This is a genomic window from Pseudomonas sp. LS44 (assembly GCF_024730785.1).
In the GTDB taxonomy this organism is placed as follows: Bacteria; Pseudomonadota; Gammaproteobacteria; order Pseudomonadales; family Pseudomonadaceae; genus Aquipseudomonas.
The window spans coordinates 1870138-1882289 of the sequence record NZ_CP102830.1; the positions used below are offsets into that span (position 1 = coordinate 1870138).

At 60.3% G+C, this 12152-nt stretch carries 8 protein-coding genes; 7 read left to right on the forward strand and 1 reads right to left on the reverse strand.

Annotated features, from left to right (window positions below):
- Positions 1–68: 68 nt before the first annotated feature.
- The 4 genes from prpC (at position 69) to prpD (ending at position 6844) form a co-directional block, all read left to right on the forward strand.
- Positions 69–1232, forward strand: a complete 1164-nt coding sequence (prpC, locus tag NVV93_RS08420) for a 2-methylcitrate synthase (protein WP_258253979.1) — start codon at positions 69–71, stop codon at positions 1230–1232.
- A gap of 1 nt (position 1233) precedes the next feature.
- On the forward strand, positions 1234–3840 hold the full coding sequence (acnD, locus tag NVV93_RS08425) for a Fe/S-dependent 2-methylisocitrate dehydratase AcnD (RefSeq protein ID WP_258253980.1): 2607 nt from the start codon (positions 1234–1236) through the stop codon (positions 3838–3840).
- 158 nt (positions 3841–3998) lie between these two features.
- Positions 3999–5186 (forward strand): 2-methylaconitate cis-trans isomerase PrpF, encoded by a 1188-nt coding sequence (gene prpF, locus NVV93_RS08430; protein WP_258253981.1) that lies wholly within the window; start codon positions 3999–4001, stop codon positions 5184–5186.
- 173 nt (positions 5187–5359) lie between these two features.
- Positions 5360–6844 (forward strand): 2-methylcitrate dehydratase, encoded by a 1485-nt coding sequence (prpD, locus tag NVV93_RS08435; protein ID WP_258253982.1) that lies wholly within the window; start codon positions 5360–5362, stop codon positions 6842–6844.
- A gap of 62 nt (positions 6845–6906) precedes the next feature.
- Here prpD and NVV93_RS08440 read toward each other — a convergent pair whose 3' ends face one another.
- Positions 6907–7725, reverse strand: a complete 819-nt coding sequence (locus NVV93_RS08440; protein ID WP_258253983.1) for a pyruvate, water dikinase regulatory protein — start codon at positions 7723–7725, stop codon at positions 6907–6909.
- A gap of 145 nt (positions 7726–7870) precedes the next feature.
- Between NVV93_RS08440 and ppsA the strand changes: the two genes are divergently transcribed.
- The 3 genes from ppsA to rraA all read left to right on the forward strand — a co-directional run bounded on the left by ppsA (position 7871) and on the right by rraA (position 12114).
- A complete protein-coding gene (gene ppsA / locus NVV93_RS08445; protein WP_258253984.1) occupies positions 7871–10243 on the forward strand; it encodes a phosphoenolpyruvate synthase in 2373 nt (790 codons plus the stop codon).
- 81 nt (positions 10244–10324) lie between these two features.
- Complete coding sequence (locus NVV93_RS08450) at positions 10325–11296, forward strand: lysophospholipase (protein WP_258253986.1); 972 nt, start codon at positions 10325–10327, stop codon at positions 11294–11296.
- 329 nt (positions 11297–11625) lie between these two features.
- Complete coding sequence (gene rraA / locus NVV93_RS08455; RefSeq protein ID WP_258253987.1) at positions 11626–12114, forward strand: ribonuclease E activity regulator RraA; 489 nt, start codon at positions 11626–11628, stop codon at positions 12112–12114.
- The last annotated feature ends 38 nt before the right edge of the window (positions 12115–12152 follow it).

The following is a 12152-nucleotide window of genomic DNA, read 5'->3' on the forward strand; positions in this document are numbered from 1 at the left end:
GCTTGCTCAAGGCGGTCTGCAACAACAAGAAGCTGTACCCAACCGGATTGAATGAGGAGATACACGCGATGAGCGCTACCCCAGAAACGACCACTCCAGGCTTCAAGCCGAAGAAGTCGGTAGCCCTGAGTGGCACCGCCGCCGGCAACACCGCACTGTGCACTGTCGGCCGCACGGGTAACGACCTGCACTACCGTGGCTATGACGTTCTCGACTTCGCCAACCGCTGCGAATTCGAAGAAATCGCCCACCTGCTGGTCCACGGCAAGCTGCCGAACGTTGCCGAGCTGGCTGGCTACAAAGCCAAGCTCAAGGCCCTGCGCGGCATCCCGGCGGCCCTCAAGACCTCTCTCGAGCAACTGCCGCCGTCCGCCCATCCGATGGACGTGATGCGTACTGCCGTATCCGTGCTGGGCTGTGTGTCGCCGGAGAAGGAAGACCACAACCATCCGGGCGCCCGCGACATCGCCGACAAGCTGATGGCTTCGCTGGGTTCCGCGTTGCTGTACTGGTACCACTTCAGCCACAACGGCAAGCGCATCGACGTAGAAACCGATGACGATTCCATCGGCGGCCATTTCCTGCACCTGCTGCACGGCGAGAAGCCGCGTGAGTCCTGGGTGCGCGCCATGCACACCTCGCTGAACCTGTACGCCGAGCATGAGTTCAACGCGTCCACCTTCACCTCCCGCGTGATCGCCGGTACCGGTTCCGACATGTTCTCTTGCGTCGCCGGTGCCATCGGCGCGCTGCGCGGTCCGAAGCACGGCGGCGCCAACGAAGTGGCCTTCGAGATCCAGAAGCGCTATGACAACCCGAATGAAGCAGAAGCTGACATTCGTGCTCGCGTCGAGAAGAAAGAAGTCGTGATCGGCTTCGGTCACCCGGTCTACACCGTTGCCGACCCGCGCAACAAGGTGATCAAGGACGTGGCTCGCGAGCTCTCCGCTGAGCAAAGCAACACCAAGATGTTCGACATCGCCGAGCGCCTGGAAAGCGTGATGTGGGAAATCAAGAAGATGTTCCCCAACCTCGATTGGTTCAGCGCTGTCAGCTACCACATGATGGGCGTGCCCACTGCCATGTTCACCCCGCTGTTCGTGATCGCCCGCACCTCCGGCTGGTCGTCCCACGTCATCGAACAGCGCATCGACGGCAAGATCATTCGCCCGAGCGCCAACTACGTCGGCCCGGAAGATCTGAAGTTCGTGCCGCTGAAGGACCGTACCTAAAATGAACAGCCAATACCGCAAGAATCTACCCGGTACCAAGCTGGACTACTTCGACGCCCGCGCGGCGGCCGAAGCCATCCAGCCTGGTTCCTGGGCGAAGCTGCCCTATACCTCGCGCGTGCACGCCGAGAACTTGGTGCGTAAATGCGATCCGGCGATCCTCACCGAGTGCCTGACCCAGATCGTCGAAGGCAAGCAAGAACGTGACTTTCCGTGGTTCCCGGCCCGTGTCGTGTGCCACGACATCCTCGGTCAGACCGCGCTGGTCGACCTCGCTGGTCTGCGCGACGCGATCGCCGACCAGGGCGGTGACCCGGCCCAGGTCAACCCGGTGGTGCCGGTCCAGCTGATCGTCGACCACTCGCTGGCCGTCGAGTGCGGCGGTTTCGACCCGCAAGCGTTCGAGAAGAACCGCGCCATCGAGGACCGCCGTAACGAAGACCGCTTCCACTTCATCAACTGGACGAAGAAAGCGTTCAAGAACATCGAAGTGATCCAGCCGGGCAACGGCATCATGCACCAGATCAATCTGGAGAAGATGTCGCCGGTAATCCACTCGGACAATGGCCTGGCCTACCCGGACACCTGCGTCGGCACCGACAGTCACACCCCGCACGTAGATGCGCTGGGCGTAATCGCCGTCGGCGTGGGTGGCCTGGAAGCCGAGAACGTCATGCTCGGCCGCGCCTCCTGGATGCGCCTGCCGGAAATCGTCGGCGTCGAGCTGACCGGCAAGCCGGCCGAAGGCATCACCGCCACCGACGTGGTGCTGTCGCTGACCGAGTTCCTGCGTCAGTCGAAAGTCGTCGGCGCCTACCTGGAATTCCGTGGCGAGGGTGCTTCGGCCCTGACCCTCGGCGACCGCGCGACCATCTCCAACATGGCTCCGGAATACGGCGCCACCGCGGCGATGTTCTTCATCGACCAGCAGACCATCGATTACCTCAAGCTCACCGGCCGTGAAGACGAGCAAGTGAAGCTGGTCGAGACCTACGCGAAGGAAGCCGGTCTGTGGGCGGACAGCCTGAAGACCGCCGAGTACAAGCGCGTCCTGAGCTTCGACCTGTCCACCGTCGTGCGTACCCTGGCTGGCCCGTCCAACCCGCACCGCCGTCTGCCGGTATCGGCACTGGCCGAGCGCGGCATCGCCGTGGATCTGGACAAGGCGCGTGCTCAGGAAGCTGACGGGCAGATGCCCGATGGCGCGGTGATCATCGCCGCCATCACCAGCTGCACCAACACCAGCAACCCGCGCAACGTGATCGCTGCCGGCCTGCTGGCGCGCAACGCCAACAAGCTCGGTCTGACCCGCAAACCGTGGGTGAAGTCCTCGCTGGCTCCGGGTTCCAAGACCGTTGCCCTGTACCTGGACGAGGCCGGTCTGACCGCCGATCTGGAGCAGCTGGGCTTCGGCATCGTGGCGTTCGCGTGCACCACCTGCAACGGCATGTCCGGTGCGCTGGATCCGGTGATCCAACAGGAAATCATCGACCGCGACCTGTACGCCACTGCCGTGCTGTCGGGCAACCGTAACTTCGACGGCCGTATCCACCCGTACGCCAAGCAGGCCTTCCTGGCCTCGCCGCCGCTGGTGGTTGCCTATGCCATCGCCGGTACCATCCGCTTCGATATCGAGAAGGATGTGTTGGCCGTGGTCGACGGCAAGGAAATTCGTCTGAAGGACATCTGGCCGAGCGACGAAGAAATCGACGCCGTGGTCAAGGCTGCGGTCAAGCCGGAGCAGTTCCGCAAGGTTTACATCCCGATGTTCGCCATCCAGGAAGACACCGGTCCGAAAGTCGAGCCGCTGTATGACTGGCGCGAGATGAGCACCTACATCCGTCGTCCGCCGTACTGGGAAGGCGCGCTGGCGGGTGAGCGTACCCTCAAGGGCATGCGTCCTCTGGCCGTGCTGCCGGACAACATCACCACCGACCACCTGTCGCCGTCCAACGCAATTATGATGGATTCGGCTGCTGGCGAGTACCTGCACAAGATGGGCTTGCCGGAAGAGGACTTCAACTCCTACGCAACCCACCGTGGCGACCACCTGACTGCTCAGCGTGCAACCTTCGCGAACCCGCAGCTGGTGAACGAAATGGCCGTGGTCAATGGCGAGGTCAAGAAGGGCTCGCTGACGCGTATCGAGCCGGAAGGCAAGGTCACCCGCATGTGGGAAGCGATCGAGACCTACATGGAGCGCAAGCAGCCGCTGATCATCGTCGCCGGCGCTGACTACGGTCAGGGTTCGTCCCGCGACTGGGCGGCCAAGGGCGTGCGTCTGGCGGGTGTGGAAGCGATCGCGGCCGAAGGCTTCGAGCGTATTCACCGCACCAACCTGATCGGCATGGGCGTGATGCCGCTGGAGTTCAAACCAGGTACCACCCGCAAGACTCTGGGTCTGGACGGCACCGAGACCTACGACGTAGTCGGCGATCTCACCCCGCGTACCGACCTGACACTGGTGATCAACCGTCGCAACGGCGAGCGTGTCGAAGTGCCGATGACCTGCCGTCTCGACACCGCGGAAGAAGTCTCGGTCTACGAGGCCGGCGGTGTGCTGCAGCGCTTCGCCCAGGACTTCTTGGAATCGACCGCTACCGCTTAAGAAACGCTGAACGGTTTAGCGTTGCTTGCTCTGACAATCGACCCGGTGCCGCAAGGCCCCGGGTCGATTGTTAAACGGAGCAGGGCGGCGCAAACCCAATGAATCCGACCCATTCGTGGTGCTCCATGTGCCGCGGAATCTATCAGGACAACATTGCCATGGCCCACGTACCCCAGATCAAAGTTCCCGCCACCTATATCCGTGGCGGCACCAGCAAAGGCGTGTTCTTCCGCCTGCAAGATTTGCCCGAGCGCTGCCAGGTGCCGGGCGAGGCGCGTGACAAGCTGTTCATGCGCGTGATCGGCAGCCCCGATCCCTATTCGGCGCACATCGACGGTATGGGCGGCGCTACCTCGAGCACCAGCAAATGCGTGATCCTGTCGAAAAGCAGCCAGCCTGATCACGATGTGGACTATCTCTACGGCCAGATCTCCATCGACAAGGCCTTCGTTGACTGGAGCGGCAACTGCGGCAACCTGTCGACCGCCGCTGGCGCCTTCGCCCTGCACGCCGGGCTGATCGATCCGGCACGCATCCCGCAGAATGGCACCTGCGTGGTGCGCATCTGGCAAGCCAACATCCAGAAAACCATCATCGCCCACGTGCCGGTCACCAATGGCCAGACTCAGGAAACCGGTGACTTCGAACTCGACGGCGTGACCTTCCCGGCCGCGGAAATCGTGCTGGAGTTCCTCGATCCGTCCGACGATGGCGAGGACGGCGGCTCGATGTTCCCCACCGGCAACCTGGTCGACGACCTGGAAGTACCCGGCATCGGCACCCTCAAGGCGACCATGATCAGCGCCGGGATTCCGACCGTGTTCGTCGAGGCCGAGGCCATCGGCTACAAGGGCACCGAGCTGCGTGAAGACATCAACACAAACCCCGAGGCATTGGCGCGCTTCGAGGCGATCCGGGTCGCCGGGGCCCTGCGCATGGGCTTGATCAAGACGGCCGAAGAGGCAGCTACCCGGCAGCACACGCCGAAGATCGCCTTCGTCGCCAAGCCGGTCGATTACCTTTCTTCCAGCGGCAAGACCGTAAGCGCCGGCGACGTGGATCTGCTGGTTCGCGCCCTGTCGATGGGCAAGCTGCACCACGCCATGATGGGCACCGCCGCGGTGGCCATCGGTACTGCCGCCGCGGTCCCCGGTACGCTGGTGAACCTCGCCGCCGGCGGCGGTGAACGCAGCGCCGTGCGCTTCGGCCACCCGTCGGGCACCCTGCGCGTGGGCGCCGAAGCCACCCAGGTCAACGGCGAATGGACCGTGACCAAGGCCATTATGAGCCGCAGTGCGCGGGTGCTGATGGAAGGCTGGGTGCGCGTACCGGGCGATGCGTTCTAGGCATTCCGCTTCGTGTTCCAGAAAGCCCGCGCAAGCGGGCTTTTTTATTTCCGGAACGCTGGGGCAGAGCCAAGGTCCACCTACCGAACAGCCGGGCACTTTCCTTGGGTGCCACGGGCGGTTCGCGGGGCTGGTCATCGCCGGCCGAATTCGTTAGCCAGGGTATTGAACACATGAGCGCCAACGTCGATCTGAATATTCGCCCCGACTACGACAAAGTCCTTCAGGACATCGCCGACTATGTCCTGAACTACCGCATCGAATCGGCCGAGGCTCTTAGCACTGCCCGCTACTGCCTGATGGATACACTTGGCTGCGGGCTGCTGGCCCTGAATTTTCCCGAGTGCACCAAGCACCTCGGCCCGATCGTTGAAGGTACCGTGGTGCCGCACGGTGCGCGCGTTCCCGGCACCAGCTTCCGTCTCGACCCGGTCAAGGCAGCCTGGGACATCGGCGCCATGGTGCGTTGGCTGGACTTCAACGACACCTGGCTGGCCGCTGAGTGGGGCCATCCATCCGACAACCTCGGCGGCATCCTCGCCGTGGCTGATCACCTGTCGCAGAAGCGCATCGCCAACGGCGAGCCGCCGCTGACTATGCGCACCGTGCTGGAAGCCATGATCATGGCCCACGAAATCCAGGGCGTGTTCGCGCTGGAGAATTCCTTCAATCGCGTCGGCCTGGACCATGTGATTCTGGTCAAGCTGGCGTCCACCGCTGTAACCGCCAAGCTGATGGGCGCCAATCGTGTGCAATTGCTCTCCGCGCTGTCCCACGCCTGCGTCGACGGCCAGGCGCTGCGTACCTACCGCCACGCGCCGAACGCCGGCTCGCGCAAGTCGTGGGCCGCGGGCGATGCGAGCAGTCGCGGGGTACGTTTGGCCGATATCGCCATGCGCGGCGAAATGGGTATTCCCAGTGTGCTGAGTGCGCCGCAGTGGGGCTTTTATGACGTGTTGTTCAGCCATACCAACAAAGATCTGGCTGTTAAACCAACGGACAAGCGCCGGTTCAGTTTCTCGCAGGGCTTCGGCACTTATGTGATGGAGCACATCCTGTTCAAGATCAGTTTCCCAGCCGAGTTCCACGCGCAAACCGCCTGCGAAGCGGCGGTACTCCTGCATCCGTTAGTGAAGGAGCGCCTGCGGGAGATCGACCGAATTGTCATCACCACCCAGGAGTCGGCAATCCGCATCATTTCCAAGGTCGGTCCGCTGACCAATCCTGCCGACCGCGACCACTGTTTGCAGTACATGACCGCCGTGCCGTTGGCTTTTGGCAAGCTGGTGGCTGGGCATTACGAGGATGCTTTCCATGCCGCGAATCCGATCATCGATGACCTGCGCGAGAAGATGACGATCATCGAGGACGCCCGCTACACCCGCGAGTATCTGGAAGCCGACAAGCGCTCGATCGCCAACTCCGTGCAGGTGTTCTTCATCGACGGTAGCTCGGCGCCGCAAGTGGCGGTGGAATACCCGATCGGCCATCGTCGACGCCGCAAAGAAGGTATTCCGTTGTTGGAGGACAAGTTCAAGGCCGCTTTGGCGACGCGCTTTAGCGCTCGGCGTGCGGCGGAAATCTTCGCGCTGTGCCAAGACCAAGCGCAGTTGGAGGCCACGCCCGTTCAGGGTTTTATGGATCTGTTGGTGATTTGAATGGAGGCGAAACTGGAACAAAAAAGCCCGCAGTAGCGGGCTCTTTGATTGCGAGCGGATGACTACTTCAAGCGCCGCTCGACGCCTTTTTCCACCAGAATCTTGGCGGAGATTTCTTCCACCGAGAAATGCGTGGAGTTGATGAAGTTGATGTTTTCCCGGCGTAGCAAGGCTTCGACTTCTCGTACTTCGAATTCGCACTGAGCGAAGCTGGCATAGCGGCTATTCGGTTTGCGTTCATTGCGGATCGCTGCCAGGCGGTCGGGATCAATGGTCAGGCCGAACAGTTTGTGCTTGTACGCCTTGAGGGCGGCCGGTAACTGCAGGCGCTCCATGTCGTCTTCGGTCAGTGGATAGTTGGCCGCGCGAATCCCATATTGCATGGCCATGTACAGGCACGTGGGCGTCTTGCCGCAGCGTGACACGCCGATCAGGATCAGATCGGCCTTGTCGTAGTAGTGAGTACGGGCGCCGTCATCGTTATCGAGAGCAAAGTTGACCGCCTCGATGCGCTCCATGTAGTTGCTGCTGTGGGCGATCGAGTGCGACTTGCCAACGCTATAGGATGACCGGGAAGTCAGTTCCTGCTCCAGGGGGGCGAGGAAGGTCGAGAAGATGTCAATCATGAAACCGTCGGACTTCGCCAGAACGTCGCGAATTTCCTGGTTTACCACAGTGTCGAAAATGATCGGGCGGGCACCATCCTTTTCCGCGGCAGCGTTGATTTGTTGTACCATTGCGCGCGCTTTTTCAACGCTGTCGATATACGGTCGTGTGAGTTTATTGAACGTAATATTTTCGAACTGCGCCAACAAGCTCTGGCCCAAGGTTTCAGCAGTGATGCCGGTCCCGTCGGAGATGAAAAAAGCGGTTCGTTTCATTTGCGCCGTAGGCCTTAAGCTGGGAACGATTCTTGGCTATCATAGACCCCCCGTTTTGCCGGGCCCATATGGGCTGGCATTGTGACTTATTTGCCAGGGCCAAAGCCATCGCATGGCTTTCCCAAACTCAAGTGGAGAGATCACCTTGGTTGAGTACGTAGTTTCCCTCGATAAGCTCGGCAATCATGATGTTGAGTACGTAGGGGGCAAGAACGCCTCCCTGGGCGAGATGATCAGCAACCTGGCCGGTGCCGGAGTGTCGGTCCCTGGTGGCTTCGCCACTACCGCCCAGGCCTATCGTGACTTTCTCGAGCAAAGCGGTCTGAATGACCGTATTCACGCCATCCTCGATGCGCTGGACGTGGATGATGTGAATGCCCTGGTGAAAGCCGGCGCGCAGATCCGCCAATGGGTAATGGATGCGGAATTCCCAGAGCGGTTGAACGCTGAAATCCGCACTGCCTTCGCGGCCATGTCCAACGGCAATGACAACATGGCCGTCGCCGTGCGTTCCTCGGCCACCGCTGAAGACCTGCCGGACGCTTCCTTTGCCGGCCAGCAAGAAACTTTCCTGAACATCCGTGGCGTGGAAAACGTGATCCGCGCAGCCAAAGAGGTGTTTGCCTCGCTGTTCAACGATCGCGCCATCGCCTACCGCGTCCACCAGGGCTTCGACCACAAGCTGGTCGCCTTGTCCGCCGGCGTGCAGCGCATGGTCCGCTCGGAAACCGGTACCGCCGGCGTAATGTTCACCCTGGACACCGAATCTGGTTTCCGTGACGTGGTGTTCATCACCGGTGCATACGGCCTTGGTGAAACCGTCGTTCAGGGCGCGGTTAACCCCGACGAATTCTATGTCCACAAGCAAACGCTGGAGGCCGGTCGTCCGGCAATCTTGCGCCGCAACCTGGGCAGCAAAGCCATCAAGATGATTTACGGCGAAGAAGCCACGGCCGGTAAGTCGGTCAAGGTGGTCGATGTCGATCACGCCGATCGCGCACGCTTTTGCCTGTCCGATGCCGAGGTATCGGAGTTGGCCAAGCAGGCGATGATTATCGAAAAGCATTACCAGCGCCCGATGGATATCGAGTGGGCCAAGGACGGTGATGACGGCAAGCTGTATATCGTCCAGGCACGTCCGGAAACCGTAAAAAGCCGCAGCAACGTCAACGTGATGGAGCGTTACCTGCTGAAAGAGACCAGCAAAGTGTTGGTCGAAGGCCGCGCGATCGGACAGAAGATCGGTGCTGGCAAGGTGCGGGTAATCAACGACATCGCCGAGATGGACAAAGTCCAGCCGGGCGACGTACTGGTTTCCGACATGACCGACCCGGATTGGGAACCGATCATGAAACGCGCCAGCGCAATCGTTACCAACCGGGGCGGCCGTACTTGTCACGCGGCGATCATCGCCCGTGAACTGGGTATTCCGGCGGTTGTTGGCTGCGGCAATGCCACTCAAGTGCTGAAAGATGGCCAGGGCGTAACCGTTTCTTGCGCCGAAGGTGACACCGGTTTCATCTTTGAAGGTGAGTTGGGCTTCGACATCCGCCAGAACTCGGTCGATGCCATGCCTGATCTGCCGTTCAAAATCATGATGAACGTCGGTAATCCGGACCGAGCTTTCGATTTTGCTCAGCTGCCGAACGAGGGCGTGGGTCTCGCGCGTCTGGAATTTATCATCAACCGCATGATCGGCGTGCACCCGAAGGCGCTGCTGAACTTTGCCAACCTGCCGACCGATATCAAAGACAGCGTCGAGAAGCGTATCGCCGGCTACGACGACCCGGTTGGTTTCTACGTGGAGAAGCTGGTCGAAGGTATCAGCACTCTGGCGGCGGCGTTTTGGCCGAAAAAAGTCATCGTGCGTCTGTCGGACTTCAAGTCCAACGAATACGCCAACCTGATCGGCGGCAAGCTGTACGAGCCGGAAGAAGAGAACCCGATGCTCGGGTTCCGCGGCGCTTCGCGTTACATCAGCGAGTCGTTCCGCGATTGCTTCGAGCTTGAGTGCCGTGCGCTGAAGAAAGTCCGTAATGAGATGGGCCTGACCAACGTCGAAATCATGGTGCCGTTCGTGCGGACCTTGGGCGAAGCCAGTCAGGTGGTCGACCTGCTCGCCAGCAATGGCCTCAATCGCGGTGAAAATGGCCTGAAGCTCATCATGATGTGCGAGCTGCCGTCCAATGCCATTCTGGCCGAGGAGTTCCTGGAGTTCTTCGATGGTTTCTCCATCGGCTCCAACGACCTGACTCAGCTGACTCTTGGTCTGGATCGGGATTCGGGAATCATCGCCCACCTGTTCGACGAGCGTAATCCGGCGGTCAAGAAGCTGCTTTCCAACGCCATTCAAGCTTGCCGTAAGGCTGGCAAGTACATCGGTATCTGTGGTCAGGGCCCTTCGGATCACCCGGACCTTGCCAAGTGGCTGATGGAGCAGGGCATCGAAAGCGTGTCCCTGAACCCGGACTCGGTGCTGGAGACCTGGTTCTTCCTCGCGGAAGGCCAACAAGCCTGATAACGGGCTTTACCAACTAAAAAAGGGTGGGATTGATCCCGCCCTTTTTTGTGCCAGTAACATTTTCTTCGTCGTACCAGCATGCAAAGCAGTAGTGAATTATTTCCTGTCGCATTGATGAGCGCCGAGTTGCGGGGCGATCTAAGTGAAGACATTTATCGCTTGAAGCCTGGCAATAGCCCGGATAGCACGGTCGAATTGGCCGTCACTCGTCTGGGCTGCCATCAGTGTGAAATGCCGCGGGGCATTCCCGTGATCTTGTTGCATGGCAGCTTTTCCAATCGCCGCTTTTGGTATTCACCAAAGGGCTTGGGGCTTGGCCCGTATTTGGCGCGCGCAGGTTTTGATGTCTGGATCGCCGAGATGCGCGGGCACGGTCTTTCGCCACGCAATCAAGCCTATCGACACAATCGCGTAGCCGACTATGCTCGCTATGACTTGCCAGCCATCGCCGCGTTCGTGCGTGAGCAAAGTGGTCAGGCGCCGCATTGGATCGGCCATTCTCTTGGCGGGATTACCTTGGCGGCAGCCTTGGGCGGTCACTACCTCGATGAGGCTGATGTCGCTTCGGTGGCTTTGTTTGGTAGCCAGGTTAGTCGGGTGTATTGGCCTTTGAAGTTGCCGCCACTGGAGTGGGGAGGGCGTGCGCTTCTCAAGCGCCTCTCGGTCATTTCCGGCTCTGGTCTCAAGCGGGGGCCGGAGGACGAGCCAATTGGCGTGGCGCTGGAAAGCTTGCGTTGGCACGGGCTATTCGGGCGTTTCGGTGACGCCGAGCGCGATTGGTGGGCGGGGCTCGCAGAGGTGCAGGCACCAGTCCTTGCCGTCGCTGCGTCTGAGGATCATCAGGATCCGCCATGGGCCTGTCGAAAACTGTTGGAGCGCTTCGGCTCGCCACGTCGCGAGTTTCTTTGCCTCGGGAAGAAAACAGGCTTTGCCGATGATTACGGACATATCGAAATGCTGCTCAGCAAGCCGGCGCAAGGCGAGGTCTGGCCTTTGATCGAGTATTGGTTACGCAATGCCGAACTGCCGGAGCTGAAAAAAGGCGATTAGCGAGTGGCCGATGTGCTGCGTTCTGCGTTCGGTGTTCGGTGTTCCGCCGGGCGGCGCGTGCCGGCTAAGATATATGAGCAGTTAATTGCATCCAGATTTTGCTCATGGTGGATGATAACCAGCTGCTGTTGCTGGGGAGTCGCTGCCTGCACCGCGGCGCTCCCTTGCACGATGCGATCTTGAGCGGTAGGGTGCTGCGCTGCGCGCGTCAGGGTGCTGGAAATCATTGAATGCCCACGGTCCGCCATCGACCCGATTCACTATGGTCTTTGATGGTGATCTTCTTGGCGTCGAACCCTGAACCACTGTCCTTTTCCAGGAGTTTCCCAATGCAATACATCACTCCCGATCTGTGCGATACCTATCCAGACCTGGTACAGGTCGTAGAGCCGATGTTCAGCAATTTCGGTGGCCGTGATTCCTTTGGCGGTGAAATTGTCACCATCAAGTGCTTCGAAGACAACTCGCTGGTCAAGGACCAAGTGGATACCAATGGCCAGGGTAAAGTACTGGTCGTCGATGGTGGCGGATCGCTGCGGCGGGCGTTGCTAGGCGACATGTTGGCCGAAAAAGCGGCGAAGAATGGCTGGGAAGGTTTGGTGGTCTACGGCTGCATTCGTGATGTCGATGTCATCGCGCAGACCGATTTGGGCGTTCAGGCACTCGCGAGCCACCCAATGAAAACCGACAAGCGCGGTATTGGCGATCTCAACGTGCCGGTGACCTTTGGGGGCGTGACCTTCCGCCCAGGCGAGTTCATGTACGCCGATAACAACGGAATCATTGTCTCGCCCAAACCGCTGACGATGCCGGAGTAACAATTAAGAACCCGGCGTGAGTCGGGTTTTTTCTGGGT